The 18,528-nt window shown below is 36.7% G+C and carries 16 protein-coding genes, 1 other RNA gene and 1 pseudogene; 11 read left to right on the forward strand and 7 right to left on the reverse strand.

The window, feature by feature from the left end; translation table 11 throughout:
• Positions 1-84: 84 nt before the first annotated feature.
• Positions 85-419: RNase P RNA component class A (gene rnpB / locus AEQSU_RS16325), an RNA gene on the forward strand.
• Positions 420-480: 61 nt separating this feature from the next.
• Here rnpB and AEQSU_RS12455 read toward each other — a convergent pair.
• Genes AEQSU_RS12455 through AEQSU_RS12465 form a run of 3 tightly spaced genes read right to left on the reverse strand, consistent with a single transcriptional unit; the run spans position 481 to position 2,485 of the window.
• Positions 481-1,023, reverse strand: coding sequence for an RsmD family RNA methyltransferase (locus tag AEQSU_RS12455; RefSeq protein WP_014783224.1), 543 nt, complete (start codon positions 1,021-1,023; stop codon positions 481-483).
• Positions 1,024-1,878: a DUF3822 family protein gene (locus tag AEQSU_RS12460; RefSeq protein ID WP_014783225.1), complete on the reverse strand. Its 855-nt coding sequence runs from the start codon at positions 1,876-1,878 to the stop codon at positions 1,024-1,026.
• Entirely contained in the window at positions 1,826-2,485 is a 660-nt protein-coding gene (locus tag AEQSU_RS12465; protein WP_014783226.1) for a hypothetical protein, read from the reverse strand. The genes AEQSU_RS12460 and AEQSU_RS12465 overlap by 53 nt, the downstream gene beginning before the upstream one ends.
• A 139-nt stretch (positions 2,486-2,624) precedes the next feature.
• On the opposite strand from AEQSU_RS12465, the gene AEQSU_RS12470 reads away from it, so the two are divergent.
• The 5 genes and pseudogenes from AEQSU_RS12470 to AEQSU_RS12485 all read left to right on the forward strand — a co-directional run bounded on the left by AEQSU_RS12470 (position 2,625) and on the right by AEQSU_RS12485 (position 7,106).
• Complete coding sequence (locus tag AEQSU_RS12470; RefSeq protein WP_014783227.1) at positions 2,625-4,046, forward strand: ATP-dependent DNA helicase; 1,422 nt, start codon at positions 2,625-2,627, stop codon at positions 4,044-4,046.
• A 45-nt stretch (positions 4,047-4,091) separates the two neighbouring features.
• Positions 4,092-4,670 carry a DUF4126 domain-containing protein gene (locus AEQSU_RS12475; protein ID WP_014783228.1) on the forward strand — a complete coding sequence of 193 codons (579 nt, stop codon included), beginning with the start codon at positions 4,092-4,094 and terminating at the stop codon, positions 4,668-4,670.
• Between the two features lie 51 nt (positions 4,671-4,721).
• A pseudogene (kdsB, locus tag AEQSU_RS16925) lies at positions 4,722-5,432 on the forward strand (3-deoxy-manno-octulosonate cytidylyltransferase); the annotation flags it as partial.
• A gap of 45 nt (positions 5,433-5,477) precedes the next feature.
• Positions 5,478-6,536, forward strand: coding sequence for an iron-containing alcohol dehydrogenase family protein (locus tag AEQSU_RS16930; RefSeq protein WP_042492481.1), 1,059 nt, complete (start codon positions 5,478-5,480; stop codon positions 6,534-6,536).
• A gap of 9 nt (positions 6,537-6,545) precedes the next feature.
• Positions 6,546-7,106: a 1-acyl-sn-glycerol-3-phosphate acyltransferase gene (locus AEQSU_RS12485; RefSeq protein WP_014783230.1), complete on the forward strand. Its 561-nt coding sequence runs from the start codon at positions 6,546-6,548 to the stop codon at positions 7,104-7,106.
• Positions 7,107-7,207: 101 nt separating this feature from the next.
• Here the strand turns inward: AEQSU_RS12485 and AEQSU_RS12490 are convergent, their stop codons facing one another.
• The gene (locus AEQSU_RS12490) at positions 7,208-7,942 is read right to left on the reverse strand and encodes a YebC/PmpR family DNA-binding transcriptional regulator (RefSeq protein WP_014783231.1); all 735 of its coding nucleotides are present in this window, start codon (positions 7,940-7,942) and stop codon (positions 7,208-7,210) included.
• Positions 7,943-8,210: 268 nt separating this feature from the next.
• On the opposite strand from AEQSU_RS12490, the gene AEQSU_RS12495 reads away from it, so the two are divergent.
• The gene (locus tag AEQSU_RS12495; protein WP_014783232.1) at positions 8,211-8,966 is read left to right on the forward strand and encodes a LytR/AlgR family response regulator transcription factor; all 756 of its coding nucleotides are present in this window, start codon (positions 8,211-8,213) and stop codon (positions 8,964-8,966) included.
• Between the two features lie 112 nt (positions 8,967-9,078).
• On the opposite strand, the gene AEQSU_RS12500 is transcribed toward AEQSU_RS12495, so the two are convergent.
• On the reverse strand, positions 9,079-10,284 hold the full coding sequence (locus AEQSU_RS12500) for an LETM1-related biofilm-associated protein (RefSeq protein WP_014783233.1): 1,206 nt from the start codon (positions 10,282-10,284) through the stop codon (positions 9,079-9,081).
• Positions 10,285-10,432: 148 nt separating this feature from the next.
• On the opposite strand from AEQSU_RS12500, the gene AEQSU_RS12505 reads away from it, so the two are divergent.
• From AEQSU_RS12505 to AEQSU_RS12515, 3 genes are all read left to right on the forward strand, one after another.
• Entirely contained in the window at positions 10,433-11,128 is a 696-nt protein-coding gene (locus tag AEQSU_RS12505) for a DUF4331 family protein (protein ID WP_014783234.1), read from the forward strand.
• Between the two features lie 110 nt (positions 11,129-11,238).
• Positions 11,239-11,880, forward strand: a complete 642-nt coding sequence (locus AEQSU_RS12510) for a DUF4331 family protein (protein WP_014783235.1) — start codon at positions 11,239-11,241, stop codon at positions 11,878-11,880.
• Positions 11,881-11,978: 98 nt separating this feature from the next.
• Positions 11,979-13,256, forward strand: a complete 1,278-nt coding sequence (locus AEQSU_RS12515; protein WP_042492008.1) for a tetratricopeptide repeat protein — start codon at positions 11,979-11,981, stop codon at positions 13,254-13,256.
• Between the two features lie 272 nt (positions 13,257-13,528).
• Here the strand turns inward: AEQSU_RS12515 and AEQSU_RS12520 are convergent, their stop codons facing one another.
• Entirely contained in the window at positions 13,529-14,323 is a 795-nt protein-coding gene (locus AEQSU_RS12520) for an anti-sigma factor (RefSeq protein ID WP_014783237.1), read from the reverse strand.
• Between the two features lie 9 nt (positions 14,324-14,332).
• On the reverse strand, positions 14,333-14,866 hold the full coding sequence (locus AEQSU_RS12525) for an RNA polymerase sigma factor (protein ID WP_014783238.1): 534 nt from the start codon (positions 14,864-14,866) through the stop codon (positions 14,333-14,335).
• A gap of 209 nt (positions 14,867-15,075) precedes the next feature.
• On the opposite strand from AEQSU_RS12525, the gene AEQSU_RS16225 reads away from it, so the two are divergent.
• Complete coding sequence (locus AEQSU_RS16225; RefSeq protein ID WP_014783239.1) at positions 15,076-18,519, forward strand: M36 family metallopeptidase; 3,444 nt, start codon at positions 15,076-15,078, stop codon at positions 18,517-18,519.
• Positions 18,520-18,528: the final 9 nt, after the last annotated feature.

Consider the following 18,528-nt stretch of genomic DNA (forward strand, 5'->3'; position numbering starts at 1 on the left):
AAGCAAATATAAAGATGTACAATGGGTTTTAAAAAAATAGCTGTTCGTATTTTCCCATATTTATTAACATTGGAGTACTTTTGCGCAGCAGGCCGCCTTATCGTCGAGATCCCCGCTTTCGCGAGGATTTAGGAGGAAAGTCCGGACACCATAGGGAAGCATAGCGGCTAACGGCCGTCGTTATTCCTGCGAAGGCAGGAATTTCAGGACAAGTGCAGCAGAAAGTATGTACAGGTAATGCTGTAGTGAAACCAGGTAAACTCTATGCGGTGAAATGCCACGTAAACCTGTGCTTGAGGGTTCCCGCCCGATGCAGGAGGGTAGGCAGATTGAGCGTTTCGGTAACGGAACGCCTAGATAAATGATAAGGATTCGTCTTTGGATGGATACAGAACCCGGCTTATAGGCCTGCTTTTTTATTTTTTTATTGCCGCGAATTCACGAATCATTTTACAGAAATATTCGTGAATCCGTGGTTTTTTATTTTGAACTGAAAAAACTAAAAACATTTCCACCATATTTTCTGGCTTCTTTGAAATTTTCTACTGCTGAAAGATTGTTCTGTTTTGAATGTTCAATAATCAACAAACCTTCTTCGGCTTCTAATAGATTCTTTTCAAAAACAGTTTTTACTATGCCTTCTAGTTGTGAAACATCAAAATCATAAGGAGGGTCGGCGAAGATTACATCAAATGTTCCGGAACATTTTTCTAAGTATTTTGAAACATCAAATTTTATGGTTTTGATGGGGAATTCAAATTCTTCAGAAACCTTGTTTATATATTGTATACAACCGTGATGCTGATCTACTGAAGTAATATTTTGAACGCCACGCGAGGCAAATTCAAAACTAATGTTTCCCGTACCGCTAAAGAGGTCCAAAACCGTAAGTTCTTCAAAATAATAACGCACTCTAAGAATGTTGAAAAGTGCTTCTTTGGCAAAATCGGTAGTTGGACGAACGGGTAAATTCTTGGGTGCTGTTAACCTTCTTCCTTTGTAAGTTCCTGAAATGATACGCATTTACAGTGTGTTTTGAATAATGTAGTGAAGATGACTTTTTTCTTCGGAATCTATCTTTATATTGGAAGCATTTGTTGCTGCAAACTCAATATTCCGAATGTAAGTGTAGGCAATTTTGTAATTATCATCGTCTTTTTCAATTTCGCCACAAAGAATAACCGGAAGATTTTCAGGATTCAGGTTTAGCTGTTCCATACAGAAAAGAGTGTAATAGATGAAATCTTCTGGGGTTTTGTAGGTATAGGTGTTGCAAAGTTGCAATTCGCCATTTTTTAAGACAATACAATCAAAAGTATTTTTCTGAAAGTGTAAATACATTTTCGGAAGTGAATATTTTTCACTTTCTAAAATGGTTTTCAGTAATATGGTTGTGGAATGGTAATAATTGAAGGAACCATATTTTTCAAAGAAAAAATTGTTTATGTTCATAAAAGGAACATAAACCACAACAATGTCTTGATTTTCCAAAACATCGTGTGCCATATAATCATTGGCCAATATTTTTGAATTGAATTTTAGGTATTCGCTGGCCTTAGTTTCATCAAAAACCGTTGCAGGAACAAGACTATAAACGGGAGTTGAATAAACAACCGATACTTCTGAAAAATTTCCGTTTAGAATATTATTCTTGAACATTATGGATTCAATATCCATCAACAATTCCTCAGGTGTGGTGCTGTGGTCCAGAATTTTTTCAATAAAAAAAATAACTTCCTGAGTCTTAGGATTTGTTACCAAAAAAGAAAGCCCGTTCAAAGAAACTTGAACGGACAGTCTGTTTTGTAATGTATTTGGTATGTTATTAATTTCTTGCAGAATCGTAAATTTTTGGCCAGTTTCCAGTAGTGTTAACATCTTCCAATGAACCTACTTTAATGTCTGGACCATTAACGCCATCTACAGATTGTACTTGCAATTCTTGCGCTAAAAGATCTTTATCAAGATCTGACAAAATTACCTTTTTAGAAACTTTCGCTTCAAAAACAGAGTAGGTTGCGTCATTTTTCACAATCTTTCCAGCTTTAAGGTCAAATTTAGCATTAACGCCATCTACTGGTACATTCATCATTGTTTTGTATCTGTCTGTACCTTTGTAAAGTGAATCTTTTACAGGAGTAAAGCCCAAAGTATCAATTAATGATTCTTCAAGAAAATAACCTTCGTTAATTCCAAAAGCCTTGTTTTTAGCGACGTCAGCATAGCTTGTGTCACGTCTTTGAGTAATTGCAAATTTTGCTGTTTCAATAAAGTTAATTAAACTATCCCAGTCACCTGTAAAACTTCCGTTAATCTCTTTGTGAGCAAGTTCTGCAGCTTGAATGTCTTTTAAATTACTAATTACTTTAACGTATCGAGCTTCTTTAACTTTGTTGAACTCTACGGGCCCCATTACTGAGTTCCATAATTTCCAACCTAAGAATACGATGACAATCCAAAGAACAATCTGAATTACTAATTTCATTATAGATATTATTTAAGTGTTGATTTTACCAAAAGGTCTATCGCAAATCTACAATTTTTTTTTGTTCACAAAAGTATATTCCGAAAAAATCATACCTATCTTTAAACCCTCATTGATAATAGATTGATAGTAGTGAATGATGAATGTATCAGAATTTTACAGTTTTTTAAAGAATGATTTCCCCCATAATACAACTCCGAAGCAGGATATTGCACTCCAATTGTTGGCGAAATTTATACTAAGCACGAACAAAAATGAAACCTTTTTACTGAAAGGATATGCCGGAACTGGAAAAACCACGATTGTGGGTTCTTTGGTTAAGAATTTAGCAAAAGTGAAAAAGCGTTCCGTGCTCTTAGCCCCAACAGGGCGGGCGGCGAAGGTAATTAGCAATTATTCAAACAAGCAGGCTTTCACAATTCACAAAAAAATATATTTTCCGAAGAGCGAAAAAGGCTCCGTTTCTTTCAAATTACAAGAAAATAAACATCGCGACACCATTTTTATTGTAGATGAAGCTTCGATGATTCCAGATATCAACCAAGATTCAAAACTTTTTGATAACGGTTCGTTGCTGGACGATTTGATGCAATACGTTTACAGCGGAAATAATTGCAAACTTCTGTTAATTGGTGATTCTGCACAGTTGCCGCCAGTTCATTTAGCTATAAGTCCCGCGCTAGATGCCAGAGTTTTGGAAAACCAATACAATCGTGAAGTGATTCTTCTTGAGTTAGATGAAGTGGTTCGTCAGCAAAAAGACAGCGGAATTCTAGAAAATGCAACAAGAATTAGGGAGGTTTTGGATAATGAATTATATGAAACCTTCAAATTTTCTGGAGATAACTTCCCAGATATCATTCGTCCCGTAGATGGACAGGAAATTATGGATGCCATTAGCGATAACTATTCCCAGTTAGGAAATGAAGACACCGTAATTATTGTACGATCCAACAAAAGAGCGAACTTATATAATCAAAGCATTCGTGAGCGTATTCTTTTTCAGGAATCTGAACTTTCCAGTGGCGATTATTTAATGGTGGTGAAGAATAATTATTTTTGGGTAGATAATACTAGCGAGGCTGGTTTTATTGCCAATGGCGATATTGTAGAGGTTTTGGAAATCTTCGCGTTTAAAGAATTATACGGTTTCCGTTTTGCTGAAGTGAAAATCAGAATGGTTGATTACCCAAATATGAAACCATTGGAAACGGTGCTTCTATTAGATACTTTAACTTCTGAAAGTCCTTCGCTCACTTACGATGAATCCAATAAACTCTATCAAGAAGTGATGAAGGATTACGCTTCGGAAAAATCGAAGTACAAGAAATTTCTTGCCGTTAAGAACAATAAATATTTTAACTCGCTTCAGGTAAAGTTCAGTTACGCCATAACTTGCCATAAAAGTCAAGGCGGACAGTGGAACACTGTTTTCGTTGAACAACCATATCTTCCTAACGGAATTGATAAAGAATACCTGCGTTGGCTATACACAGCAGTTACCCGTGCTCAGGAAAAATTATATTTAATAGGTTTTAAGGATGAATTTTTTGTAGATTAGTCTTTCAAAATTCAAATTTTATTTATAAATTTTCACAAACTCAAATTGGAAACTTTCGATATAATAATCAGCATCTTCCTCGGCATCGGCCTTGCGACAGCCGTTGGCTTTCGTGTGTTTTTACCATTATTAATTTTGAGTTTGGCGGGTTTTTATGACGTAATTCCCTTAAACGAAAGCTGGCAATGGGTTGGAAGCCTTACCGCAGTTATTACAATGGGTGTCGCCACATTAGTAGAGATTTTTGGATATTACATTCCGTGGTTTGATAATTTGCTAGATACAATCGCTTTACCATTAGCAACCTTGGCTGGAACCGCAGTAATGGTTGCGACAGTCACAGATTTAAGCCCAGCTGTTACTTGGACTTTGGCCATAATTGCAGGCGGCGGGACTGCGGCGGCGATTAAAGGAAATACTTCCGCAGCAAGGCTTACGTCCAGCACCACAACAGGAGGATTGGCAAATCCTGTTTTAACCACGGTGGAAACGGGTACCTCAATTGTTATGGCTGTGGCTGCCATTTTTATTCCCATCATCGCTTTTGTATTGGTTCTTTTCCTTTTCTTTATAATTTTTAGGTTTTATAAAAAGCTTCGGAAAAAACGATTGCCAAGAACTTAACTTTCTTATTTTTGAAATCATTTTAAAAACTTTGTCTTGAAAATAATAGCAATGATTCCAGCGCGTTATGGCGCGTCTCGTTTCCCCGGAAAATTAATGCAGGATTTGGGCGGAAAGCCCGTAATTGTGAGAACCTACGAAGCCGCAAAAGCTACAAACCTCTTTGATGAAGTGTATGTAGTTACTGACAGCGACGTGATTTTTCAGGAAATTGAAATGAATGGCGGCAAAGCCATTATGAGCATTAAAGAACACGACTGCGGCAGCGACCGTATAGCCGAAGCCGTTGAAAATATGGACGTGGATATTGTTGTAAACGTTCAAGGCGATGAACCTTTTACAAGCCGTGAAGGTTTGGAAAAAGTGCTTTCCGTTTTCAACGAACCAGATGCTGATAAAATTGATTTGGCTTCGCTAATGACCGAAATCCACGATTGGAAAGAGATAAGCGATCCCAACTGCGTTAAGGTAATTGTTAACAAAGATAATTTTGCACTTTACTTTTCACGTTCGCCAATTCCGTATCCGCGCGATAAAAACGTGGCAATGCAATACTATAAACACAAAGGAATTTACGCTTTTAGAAAACAGGCAATTATGGATTTTTACCGTTTGCCGATGCGTTCTTTGGAAGCGGTGGAAAAAATAGAATGTATCCGTTATCTTGAATACGGAAAAAACATAAAAATGGCGATTTCAAATACGCCAGGTGTAGAAATAGATACGCCAGAAGATCTTGCAAGAGCCAATAAAATATTGAAACAAAATAAGCCCGAGACTGTAAATAATAAGTTTAGAAACTTCCCTATGGTGCCGAAAGTTGTTTTCGGAGAAGGATGTTTTGACCAACTTTCCTCAATTCTTTCTTCTCAGAAAAAGGAAAAAGCGCCTTTCATATTTTTGGTTGACAATGTTTTTGAAGGAAATACTGAATTTACGGATAGAATAAATCTTCGCTTTAATGATAAATTGATTTTTGTTTCAGCAGAAGAAGAGCCAAAAACTTCACAAGTTGATGATTTGGTAAAAGATATTAAAGCAGAATTCACTTATACGCCATCAGGAATTATAGGCATTGGCGGCGGAACTGTGATGGATTTAGCAAAAGCAGTTTCCATAATGCTCATAAACCAAGGAAGTGCCGCAGAATATCAAGGTTGGGATTTGGTTAAACAAAAAGCAGTTTATCACGTTGGCGTTCCAACAATTTCTGGAACTGGCGCGGAAGTTTCACGAACTACGGTATTAACAGGACCCGTTCGTAAATTAGGGATTAACAGTGATTATACACCTTTTGACCAAGTAATTCTTGATCCTGAACTTACTAAAGGAGTTTCCAAAAACCAATGGTTTTTTACGGGTATGGATTGTTTTATTCATTGTGTAGAATCTTTAAACGGAACTTTTCTGAATGCTTTCAGCCAGAGTTATGGCGAAAAAGCATACGATTTATGTATGGAAATTTTCTTAGGAGATTCTCTTTCTGAAGAAGAATCGCGCGCCAAATTGATGATGGCTTCGTGGCACGGCGGAATGAGTATTGCCTATTCGCAAGTAGGTGTAGCGCACGCTATGAGCTACGGACTTGGTTATGTTTTAGGAACAAAGCACGGCGTGGGTAACTGTATTGTTTTTCAGTTTCTGGAAGAATTTTATCCTAAGGATGTAATTCTTTTCAAGAAAATGGTTGAAAAACACGGTGTAGAAATCCCGCAAGGAATTTGTAAAAACCTTTCCGAAGAACAGATGAATACTATGATTACCGTTGCTTTGGGAATGGTTCCGCTGTGGGAAAATGCCTTGGGAGACAATTGGGAAAAAACCATTACACCAGATAAATTACGTAGTTTATATCTAAAAATGTAACAGTATTTTATGGGGCTTGGAAAATTTGTTTTTTATAAAGTAATGGGTTGGAAAATTGTTGGAAGTTTTCATCAAGATACCATAAAAAAAAGTGTGATTATTGTTGTGCCACATACTAGTTGGCACGATTTCTACATTGGCGTCTTTATTCGCTGGACCCTTAATATTCAAATAAACTTTATTGCAAAAAAAGAACTTTTTAAATGGCCATTTGGTTGGTATTTTAAGTGGATGGGTGGCGAATCTATTGACAGAACGCCAGGCCAAAATAAAGTTGAAGCCATTGCCAAAATTTTTGAAAAGAAAAAGGAATTTAGATTATCACTATCACCAGAAGGCACTCGTAAAAAAGTTGAGAGTTTAAAAACGGGATATTATTATATTGCCAAGGCTGCAAATGTGCCAATAATTTGTTGCGCTTTTGATTGGGGTACAAAAACTGTTAGAATTGCCGAACCATATTATCCAACAAACGATTTAGAAGCAGACATTTTAAAGCTGGAGTCCTTTTTTATTGGAGTTGAAGGGAAGGAACCACACTATTCCTACGAAGGGAAAAAAATTATTTGATAAATTGAATAAAAAAAGCCCAAAACTAAAAGTTAAGGGCACTATTTTTTAGTGATTTTGCGAGATGAATTTATCATCAAAAACGAAAAGCCACAAAATTTTTATTCCCCCGAAGACTCCTCCATAGTATGATACACGTTCTGCACGTCGTCATCTTCTTCCAGTCTTTCTAATAGTTTTTCAACATCCGCAGCTTCTTCTTCATTCAATTTTTTGGTTACTTGCGGAATACGTTCAAAGCCTGAAGAAATAATTTCAATATTATTTTCTTCTAAATAAGCCTGTATTGCTCCAAAACTTTCAAATGGCGCATAGATCATTACACCCGGTTCATCTTCATCTTCGTTTCTGAAAATTTCCTCAACGCCGTGGTCTATCAATTCTAATTCCAGCTCTTCTAGATCAAAATCATTATCTTTTACTCTAAAATTGCACGTATGGTCAAACATAAATACAACGGAGCCTGAAGTACCTAAGCTACCATTGCATTTGTTAAAATTCATTCGGACGTTGGCCACGGTTCTTGTATTATTATCGGTCGCGGTTTCAATAAGGACGGCAATTCCGTGTTGAGCGTAGCCTTCAAAAAGAACTTCTTTAAAATCGCCTAAACTTTTGTCACTGGCGCGTTTTATGGCGCGTTCCACGTTTTCTTTAGGCATATTCACCGCCTTCGCGTTTTGGATTACGGCGCGCAATCTGGAGTTGGCATCCGGATCTGGACCGCCCTCTTTTACTGCCATCACAATGTCTTTGCCTATACGCGTAAAAGCTTTGGACATTGCAGACCAACGCTTCATTTTTCTTGCTTTTCTGAATTCAAAAGCTCTTCCCATACTATTATTTTCTATTGTTATTTATTATTGCTTATTCTAAAAAAAGAACGTTCAAATATAAAAAATTCCAAAGTCCGAAACCCTAATTAATTCAAAAATACGAGTCTTAGTTATTTGCTATGTTGAATGAACCAGTTAATAATCAAGTTTGCAAAACATAACAGAATTTGAACTTTTGCAATAAAAATTCATTTTTTCAAGCTTAGGAATCCGAGTATATTTGTATTACTTAGAATTCATCTGAAAAAAAGTTAACCAAACCGCAAAAATGAACGTAATTATTATTGAAGACGAAAAACCATCTGCTCGCTATTTACAGCGTATGTTGGAAAAACAAGGCGTGAACGTTAACCAAATGCTTCACAGCGTGCAGGAAGCTGTGGAATGGTTTAAAAACAACAAACATCCTGATTTGATTTTTCTTGATATTCAATTAAGCGATGGTCTTTCCTTCGAAATTTTTGATGCGGTTGAAGTAAAAAGCGCCATTATTTTTACCACTGCTTTTGATGAATATGCCCTGCAAGCCTTCAAACTAAACAGTATAGACTATCTTTTGAAACCTATTGATGAAGATGAATTGCAGGCCGCAGTAAAAAAATACCAGTCCTTAAAACCGCAAGCCCAAAACGTTCAGTTCAATTTTGAAGATATTAAAAAACTGCTCGTAAACCCTGTGGAACGTGAATACAAAAAACGTTTTACCACAAAAATTGGGCAACATATAAAAATGATTTCTGTAGACGAAATTGAATGTTTTTATTCTGAAAACAAAGGAACGTACGCACGCACCGTTGACGGTCGCGATTATCTTTTAGAAACTACGTTGGAACAACTGGAACAAGAGCTTTCGCCAGAAACATTTTTCCGCATTAGCCGAAAATTCTACATTAATATCAATTCAATAAAAGATATAATTTCTTACACCAATTCGCGTCTTCAGCTAAAATTGAACAGTTATAAAGACCAAGAAGTAATCGTTGCTCGAGAGCGGGTTAAGGATTTTAAACTTTGGTTGGAGTAGAGGGTTCAAAATTTATAATTCAAATTAAATATACAAGGTTGCTGAGTGTTTTGAAAGCCTCAAGATTATTTATTGCTTTCAATATGTATCGAAGCATTTTTCAACTTCAACTTCATTTAATTCTATTATCCTGAAACGAAGAAGGCAAAAGCTTCGGGATGAACTTCACCAACAACGGAAGAAGCACGCTTCCTCCTGGAACTAGGAAGATAGTTAACGACGGAATGGTTTTGCAAACATCCAATAATTGCTCTTTTACTTTTATTTTTTCTTCTGCTGAAAGATCGCGTATTGTGGATTGACCAAGTAGCACAACGAGTTCGCCGCTTTCTTCCAGCTCGCGGGCTAATCGGTCTTTATTACGAATAATTAAAAGTTTTACTGTACTCGCAGATTGTTTGTAAAACTGCTTCACAGGATGCGAATATTCAAAAAGAAGAATTTTTTCGGTATGACTGTTTGAAAAGGTTTCTAAACCAGAAAGACTTTCTTTTAAAACTTTTTCAGAAAAATTAAGTGTTACTACTAGCTGCTGCAAAAACTGTTGTTCAGAATCGTCCAGTTTTAAATCTTCCCAAACGGTGAGGCAACAAAGATCCAGCATATACTTTTTTTCTAAGGAATCTTCGGCTGTGTTTAAATAATTTAAGCTGTCCAAAAAAGTAGCGGCGCCGCCTTCGCTTTCATCAATAATATATTCAGAAGAGGTTTCAAAAAGTTCAAGAAGCAGTTTGTCGTATTTTGATTTTTTCTTTTTGGACTTCATCGTATAAAAACAAGCTGTGAGCACAATAGTTTCCAACTGTCTATAATATACTTTAATAGAATCCGGTTTTTTTTGCCAATACTTGTAGGCCAAAACATCTAGATAGAGTAGGGCATAGGTGAGCAGCGAGATTGTGTTTTTCTTTAAAAGTGAATTGGCGGAACTTAAACGCGCAGACAAAATATGTTCCAGCGAATTAGAAGGACTGGCAGAAAGCGTGAATTTTTGGAAGAAACCAGTTTTTCCTTTTTCTAGTTGTTTATAAAAAGAGAGGATACTATTGATGGCTTCTTCATTAGTGCCACTTTCGTTTTGCTGAAAAAACTGGAACAACAATGCGTGAAATAAATTTATTTTAGTAAGCTCTTCTTTAGTGAGTTTTAAGCTGCCTAAAGATTTTTTGGGCATAGCCGCAACAGACACTCCATAAATAAAACCAGTTTGTTTTAGAGTTTCGTAAAACTTTTGGTCACTTTCAAAGTAGGTAATAAGTTCCTTTCTTTCAAAAAGATTTAAAAATTTTAAAATCCAATCGGCTGCGGAAGGGTTCATCGAATTATTTATTATTATTTTAGTGGCCTGAAATCTCGGTATTTCTTTAGTTAACAAAAGATTAACACAATCTTGAAAACTATGCACCTACATTTAAGCGTAAGCATAATGAACGAGTAAAATTAATTAATAAAAACCAACTTAAAAGATGAAAAAATCAAAAATTTTTGCAGTAATCGGTGGACTGGGCATAGCTGCACTCTCGGTATTTTTAATATCGGCGGATCACATTGATGCACCTGCAGTTGCTGGCACAACGGCAGATATTACAGACTTTTATGCTTTTCAAGGCGAAAACACTAGCAATTTTGTGTTCGCTGCAAACATTCAAGGGCTTTTAGCTCCAGGAACGCCAACAGAACAAGCCGTTTTCGACGAAACTGTATTGATTGAATTCAACATAGATTACAACAATGACCTTAAAGAAGACTTAGTTTTTCAAGCCATTAAACGTGGAGATTCTATGTATTTTTTCGGCCCTTCCGCTCCAGCATTTAGCGGAATAGAAGGTACTAAAAGTACTATTTCTTCGGCTACGCCATATAGTGTAAAAATTTCAACAAAGGACGATATTCAAGTTGCTGAAAAAAATGGTATGAAGTTTTTTGCGGGACCTCGAGAAGATCCATTCTTCTTTGACTTTACACAGTTTAATGCTGTAATTGCTGGAACTGCGACTGGTTTCAATAATCCTGGAAAAGATACTTTTGCAGGCAAAAACGTATTGAGTGTGGTAGTTGAATTTCCAAAATCAATTATTCCTGCTGGAACCACTGGTGTAAATCCATTCGCCCCAGCCACTCCAATATATAATGTATGGGTTGAAGCCAAAAGAAAACAATAATAGCTAATTATAAAAATATAAAAGATGAAATGCCCACTTATAAACTATAAATTCAATGAAGATGCGTATAAGGGCATTCAATCTTCCTAACTATCAAAAATAATATTCAGATGAAAAATTTAAAATATATAACCCTTTTTTCCGCAGTATTCGTTTCGCTATTATTTGTGCAATGTAAAGATGAAGATGACAATGATAATGTAATAATAAATGCCACTTGTGAAGACGGAATTAAAAACGGGCTAGAAACAGATGTAGATTGTGGTGGGCCAGATTGCCTGCCTTGTGCACAAGTTTTGGATTTTAGCGGAACTTATTATCAGGAAGACCAAATGGGGCGCCCTGGAATTAATACAGTTTTTGGAACTGAAGGTTTTAAAGATGCTTTTAACGTTACTGTACCTTCTGAAATGCAAGTGGCATTTCAAACTAGGTTTGAACAAAGATTACTTGCTTTAAATCCAGGTTATACGCTAAACGCTTTGCCAGAAGGTGGTCGTACTGCTGCACAATTCACAACAGTGCTTTCTAACGATGTATTGTGGTTGGCGCAAACTGGTATAACAACTTATTTCAACGGAACTGAAATATTGACTGGTAGAAATTTGAGTGATGACGTGATAGATGTATCCTTACTATTAATCTTTGGTGGCCCTGACGGAACAGAAAATCCTCCGCTTACTAGCGATGGCGTACCAATGAATGATGCACCTTTTTTAGGTTCCTTCCCTTATATGGCTGGACCTTTTTAAACTATAAATTTTTAAGTCAAGAAAGAGAACGTTTTGTTCTCTTTTTTGGTTTAAAACATATTTTATTTGAAAACTCAACCAACTCTAAAATTTTAAAAATGAAGATGATAATAACGATATTGACTGTTACTGTTCTTTTTGGTTGTCAAGAAAAGTCGAAAACAATAACCAACAGCAAAGATTACGATCCTTATTTAATTACAAGTAACACACCTTCCAGCGATCTCTTAAACGAAGAATTTGAATTTTGGCAGAAAGAATTTAATAATGATTCAACCCAGTTGATTGCAATGAGCCGTGTTTCTGGATTACATGCAGCAAAGTTTGGCGGTACAGGTGATATTTCAGAATTGAAAACTTCTGAAAAGCTTATCAAGAAATCACATGAAATCGCAGCTCGTGGTAAAGATTCGTATTTACGCAGTTTGGCACATAATTACGTTTCGCAACACCGCTTTAAGGAAGCTCAGGTTTTGTTAGATAGCGCCTATTCCGCTACCGATAATCGAAAGGCTACGGAAATGATGCTTTTCGACGTTGCAATGGAATTGGGAGAATACGATCGAGCAGACACTCTTTTGGGAAATATAAAGGATCCTAAGGATTTCAATTACTTAATTCGTTTGGCTAAATGGAGCGATCACAACGGGAATCTTGACGCTGCTATAAAATATATGGAGCAAGCCAAACAAATAGCTGAAGAACGAAATAACAAGGGTTTAAAGTTGTGGGTATATAGTAACATCGGCGATTTTTACGGTCACGCCGGAAGACTTCAGGATTCATACAATAGTTATTTGAAGACCTTAGAACTTGAACCAGACAGTCATTACGTAAAAAAACAAATTGCTTGGCTGGTTTATTCTTCAGAAAAAAATACAAAAGAAGCAAACCGTATTCTAGACTCTGTAATGGTAAACCATAAAGCACCAGATTATTATCTTTTGAAAGGACAAATGGCGGAGTTTAATGGGAATACTTCAGAAGCAAATATAGAATATGATAAATTTATAAAAGCCACAGATAATCCTGATTACGGTGGAATGTACAATGCCTATCTGATAGAATTATACGCAAACAGAGAACCACAAAAAGCATTGAAATTGGCCGAAAAGGAAATTACAAACAGAGCTACACCTGAAACCTATCAATTGTTAGCCTTTGCCCAACTTAAATCTGGTGATAAAGCTGCAGCTTTGAAAACAATTGAAGAGCACGTTGCAGGCAAAACTTCAGAACCAAAAGCGCTTTTTCATTTGGCTTTAATTTATAAAGCGAATGGGATGGATGCTAAAGTTAAACCTTTAAAAGAGGAATTGATGGGTGCATTTTATGAGCTTGGCCCAATTAGAGCAAAAGAAATAGAAAATTTATAGACATATGAAAACCAACATGCTACTTTCTTCGTAAGTAGTGTAGAGGTTGGTTATCTATCAAGAAATTGATAGATTATTCGAAAACCGGTCTAACCGGTTTTTCAGAGTTTTTTTGTTAGTTGAAGCGTCCGTCATTTATTGACGGACGCTTTTTTTGTTGCCACGAATTCACGAATGTTTTTAAATTGAATCCGTGTATTTGTGGCTGAACTCCACAAAAAAGCCTGAACATTCGTTCAGGCTCTAATAATCTTATTCTTTGTTCTTTTCTCTTAAATAGTTATCATTCCCAAAGTATATAACTGAGAAAGGGTAGGAGTTTCGCTTCCGCCTTCAGGCTCTAAGGTAATTCCAAAAGCTTCTGGATTCGGGAAGTCTACAAACTTATAGATTCCATCGCCAGCTTCATTATTTGGATCTATCAAACCAACACTTGTTGGAGTGAGTGGTTCCATTTTAAGAGACCATACTTGATAGACCTTTCCGCGAGGCGGAGTTGGTAAACCTTTTATATCTATATACGCTATGTTTTCTTTACTATTTAAATAAACTTTTGCAAAACCTTCAGGAGCGACTGCTTGGTTTCCTGGTAACGTGTATGCTTTGTAATCTTTGGATCTTAAAATTTCAAGAGTGTTATTATTTTCAGCAAGTTGACTTTCAACCGTTGCTTTTTCTTCCTTTAAAGTTGTGTTTTCAATAGTGGTTACTTGCAAAGAATTGTTTACATCATTGTTTTGTTTTAACATCCACATAACTCCACCCATAAACAAGATAGCTGCTGCCCAACCTGTGACGGCTGGCCAATTAAGTGATCTCACTTTAGTATCACCTATATCTTTTACATTCCTGATAGAATTTAAAATGTAAGTCCAAGTCATCGCTTGAACTGGAGGAGCCACTTTTTCTGCTAAAAGTAAAAGTGATTCTTCAATAAGTTCTATTTCGCGTTTCACTTCAGCGTGGGCTGTAATCGCTTTTTCAACTTCAATCGCTTCTTCCGCCGGCAGCGCGCCACAAACGTAAAGCTCTAAATTTCCTGATGCTATGATTTCTTCTGGAGTCATAATTTTTTATTATCCTAAGACCATTACTCGCAAATCGTTAATGCAAGTTCTGTTTCTTGTTTTTAAAGTTCCTAATGGTATTTCTAAAGTTTTAGATGCTTCGGCCTGAGTAAATCCTTTAAAATATAAAAGATCAATGATCTTAATACAAGCAGGTTTTAGGGCATCAACAAACTTTTTTATACCTATACTATTTGTTTTTGTGTTTAAACTATCAGAGGATGATAATATATCTACGAAGTTTGAGGTACTTAGGTTTTTTCTAGAGTTTTTAAATGACTTAGATCGAGTTTCATCTATGGCAGTATTTCGTGCAATATTCAAAAGCCAAGTGAAAAAGCGTCCTTTATCAACAGAGTACGAAGAAGCATTATTCCAGACTTTTATAAAAACATCTTGCAGGAGTTCTTCCGCAGTGTTTTCGTCCAAAACGATACTATAAATAATACCTTGTATAGCTTCGCTGTACATTGTATATAAGCGTGAAAAAGCTTTTTCATCACCATTTTGCATGGCAATAATAAGAGTGTTGGGTTGTTCCATAGAACTTTTTTTGAAGTAAATGTAATAAAACTATTAAGTAATTTTTTTAAAAATTACGTTTATATGCTATATAATGACTTTATTTCGTGTTACCAAAGATGTTAAATTTCTACGGAATATTAAGAAAGTGTTGTGAAAAAACTAAATTTTAATAGCTTTACAAAACATAATCTACTTAAACCCAATATTAATCCAACAAACCAAAAAAAATGAAAAAAGTTACCCAAATTTTCTTTCTCACGGTCATGTGTGTTTTTTCGAGCACACTGATTGCGCAGAATTTTTCAGAACCAATCAACCAACAATTGAGTCGTTTCGTTGAACAAAATGAATTATTACCACAAGATGTTCAATGGCAAATAACAAGTGAAACCGTTAGTAAAGCTAGTGGTATTCAGCATGTTTATTTCAGACAATTACTAAACGAAATAGAAATTTATGGAACAGAATCTAGTATCCATATTATGGCGAATGGTAACGTAATTGCCAATGACAGTAAATTTATAAAAAGCACTGCCGAAAAACTTTCAGGTTCTACAAATCCTGGTCTCACTGCGGCACAAGCTGTTCAAGCTGCCGCTTTACAGTTGGGATATACCATCAATGGTTCACTATCTATTTTGAAAGGAGCCAAAGGCGTTGCCAAAGAAACGTTGCTTAGCGATGGCGGAATTTCTTTAAGCCCAATACCTGCAAGATTGATGTATGCACTTACCGAGACTAACCAACTGGTTTTATGCTGGGATCTTTCAATTGAGGGAAGAACAGATTGGTGGAGTGTAAGAGTGAATGCCACAACAGGTGAGATTGTAAACAGAGCAAACTGGATGGTTAGCTGTGCAACCAATCACGATCATAGTAATGATGTGAAAGAAATGAATTTCAACACAAATTTATATGATATTCCAAATTATAAAGAAATTGTAGCAAATACTCCTGTAGCTTGTACAGAGTGTTATGAAGTTTTTGCGTTGCCACTTGAGAGTCCTTATTATGGTGCAAGAACCATTGAAGTTAATCCAGCCAGTGCAACTGCTTCTCCTTATGGATGGCATGACACCAATGGAGTTGCGGGAGCAGAATATACAACTACTCGTGGAAACAACGTAAACGCTTATGAAGATGGAAACAACTCAGGATACCAACCAAATGCGGGTTCAAATTTAGAATTTACGGGTTATCCTTTCAGTCAGGTTTATTCCAATTCTAATCAATATGAAGATTCAGCGATTACGAATCTTTTCTATATGAATAATGTTTTTCATGACATTTTGTATCAATACGGATTTGATGAGATTAACGGTAATTTTCAACAAAACAACTACGGAAATGGTGGTTCAGGAAATGACTATGTAAATGCAGAAGCTCAAGATGGTTCAGGAACTTGCAATGCTAACTTTGGTACTCCACCAGACGGAGGCAATCCTAGAATGCAAATGTATATTTGTAATGATAAGGATGGTGATTTTGACAATCTTGTTATTCTTCACGAATATGGTCATGGTGTTTCAAACCGTTTAACGGGCGGGCCAAGTGCTTCCAGCTGTCTTCAAAATTCAGAGCAAATGGGTGAAGGATGGAGTGACTTTTTTGGAGTGATTCTTTCAATTGAACCTGGTGATGTGGGTACCGATTCCCGCGCGGTAGGAACTTATCTTTTTGGTCAAGGCCAAGGAGGTGGTGGAATTCGAGATTATCCATATAGTACAGATATATCTGTGAATCCTCAAACTTATGACTTTATTAAAACCGCTGCCGTTCCACATGGTGTAGGCTCTGTTTGGGCTGAAATGCTTTGGGAAGTAACTTGGGCATTGATAGATGAGCACGGTTTTGATACAAATCCTTACAACTTTACAGGTGACGTAAACCAAGATGCCGGTAACATTATGGCTATGGCTTTGGTTATTGAAGGATTAAAACTTCAACCTTGTAGCCCAGGTTTTGTTGATGGTCGTGATGCTATTATGGCTGCAGATCAAGCTATTTATGGCGGTGCAAACGAATGTATTCTTTGGGATGCATTTGCAAAAAGAGGACTAGGTTTCAGTGCAAATCAAGGTTCTTCAGGGAGCAGAAGTGATGGTATACAAGCTTTTGACACTCCTTCACAATTGGCATCATTATCTATACTTGAGGAAGTTTGTGCTTCATCTGACGTGTTAACAGATTTAGGTGGTGGTTCACCAAGTGGTGGAGTTTATAGCGGGCCTGGTGTTACAGACAATGGAAACGGATCTACTTTCACATTTGATCCTGCTGCTGCTGGAGTAGGAGTTCATACTGTTACCTATAATATACAGGCTGGTGCTTGTTCAATTGCTTCTTCTGATACGGATACTATTGAAGTACTTGCTGTTCCTGTTGGACCTACAACTACTGGCGCTAGCGATTTCTGTGTTGGTGATTCTGTAACAGTAACTGCAACCTTAAACGACCCAACAAATGTTATTAGATGGTTTGACGCTCAAACAGGCGGAAATTTCCTTTTTGAAGGAGAGACATATACCTTTATCCCAACAGGATCCACAAATGTTTACGCGCAGGAAAATGCTCCTGGACCGCTATCACAATTGGTTATTTCAGAAATTAATTTACAAACACCAGATAGATTCGAAATCCAAAACGTTGGGGTTGCGAAGGATTATACTGGTTATAAAGTTGCGGTTAGTGATACTCCGTACACTAATATAAACTCAGTGAATACAATTGTAAAAACCCTTGGAAATATTGGAGCCAATTCCGTTGTAGATTGGAACGATGACGGAGGTGCTGGATACTGGGGAAATAATATTTTCTGGAACAACGGTGACGCAGGATGGATTTTAATTATTGATCCTACTGGAGACGTAGTAGATTCCGTATTCTGGAATTATAGTGCTTCACAAATCTCGGCATTTAACGTTACCATTGGAGGTTTTAATGTAACGGCTGCGGACCTTGATTGGACTGGAGTTGGAGCTTCATTACTTTCAGACTGTGGTTCTAATTCTTACAGAAGAAATGATGACACAAATTCAGCTGCAGATTGGTCTGGAACTTGTTTAACTTCAGATTTTGGTACACCTAATAGCGACATTAATCTTGGAGCCTCTGGTTGTCCAGGCGAACGTACTATTGCGGTAGTTACGGCTGAAACTGTAAATCCTGATATAACTTGCCCTGCTAATGTAGTTGTGCAAGTACCTTCTGGAACACAATATACTTTACCAGATTATACAGGTGCTGCAACCGCAACAGACAACTGTAGCCCCGCTCCGGTTATTACTCAAAACCCTGTTGCAGGAACAATGGTTGGCGCTGGTGTTACTACAATGACTATGACAGCTAAAGATGCTGCAGGTAATGAAGACAGCTGTACCTTCACGGTAACGGTAGATGAAGTGATTGGCGTTGGTGAGAATGAATTTTACAATAACATTCTACTATATCCGAACCCAACATCTGGACAAATCACGCTGATGAACAAAACAACAGTGCAACTTGAAAACATTATTATCACAGACGTAAAAGGAAGAACTATTAAAACAATAGATCTTACTGGAGCTGGAGAAGAAACCAATATTTCATTGGATAACTTGGCAACAGGAATGTATTTTGTGAAAATAAATGCTGAAAACGCAAGCGTTGTAAAACGTATCGTGAAGCAATAATTAATCAAA

Origin of the sequence: Aequorivita sublithincola DSM 14238, assembly GCF_000265385.1 — a bacterium.
GTDB lineage: Bacteria > Bacteroidota > Bacteroidia > Flavobacteriales > Flavobacteriaceae > Aequorivita > Aequorivita sublithincola.

Bases quoted from the DNA above. Each gene is read 5' to 3' on its own strand.
- AEQSU_RS12455 (WP_014783224.1), bottom strand. From the start codon at position 1,023: ATGCGTATCATTTCAGGAACTTACAAAGGAAGAAGGTTAACAGCACCC.
- AEQSU_RS12460 (WP_014783225.1), bottom strand. From the start codon at position 1,878: ATGTTAACACTACTGGAAACTGGCCAAAAATTTACGATTCTGCAAGAA.
- AEQSU_RS12465 (WP_014783226.1), bottom strand. From the start codon at position 2,485: ATGAAATTAGTAATTCAGATTGTTCTTTGGATTGTCATCGTATTCTTA.
- AEQSU_RS12470 (WP_014783227.1), top strand. From the start codon at position 2,625: ATGAATGTATCAGAATTTTACAGTTTTTTAAAGAATGATTTCCCCCAT.
- AEQSU_RS16930 (WP_042492481.1), top strand. From the start codon at position 5,478: ATGGTGCCGAAAGTTGTTTTCGGAGAAGGATGTTTTGACCAACTTTCC.
- AEQSU_RS12485 (WP_014783230.1), top strand. From the start codon at position 6,546: ATGGGGCTTGGAAAATTTGTTTTTTATAAAGTAATGGGTTGGAAAATT.
- AEQSU_RS12490 (WP_014783231.1), bottom strand. From the start codon at position 7,942: ATGGGAAGAGCTTTTGAATTCAGAAAAGCAAGAAAAATGAAGCGTTGG.
- AEQSU_RS12495 (WP_014783232.1), top strand. From the start codon at position 8,211: ATGAACGTAATTATTATTGAAGACGAAAAACCATCTGCTCGCTATTTA.
- AEQSU_RS12500 (WP_014783233.1), bottom strand. From the start codon at position 10,284: ATGAACCCTTCCGCAGCCGATTGGATTTTAAAATTTTTAAATCTTTTT.
- AEQSU_RS12505 (WP_014783234.1), top strand. From the start codon at position 10,433: ATGAAAAAATCAAAAATTTTTGCAGTAATCGGTGGACTGGGCATAGCT.
- AEQSU_RS12510 (WP_014783235.1), top strand. From the start codon at position 11,239: ATGAAAAATTTAAAATATATAACCCTTTTTTCCGCAGTATTCGTTTCG.
- AEQSU_RS12515 (WP_042492008.1), top strand. From the start codon at position 11,979: ATGAAGATGATAATAACGATATTGACTGTTACTGTTCTTTTTGGTTGT.
- AEQSU_RS12520 (WP_014783237.1), bottom strand. From the start codon at position 14,323: ATGACTCCAGAAGAAATCATAGCATCAGGAAATTTAGAGCTTTACGTT.
- AEQSU_RS12525 (WP_014783238.1), bottom strand. From the start codon at position 14,866: ATGGAACAACCCAACACTCTTATTATTGCCATGCAAAATGGTGATGAA.
- AEQSU_RS16225 (WP_014783239.1), top strand. From the start codon at position 15,076: ATGAAAAAAGTTACCCAAATTTTCTTTCTCACGGTCATGTGTGTTTTT.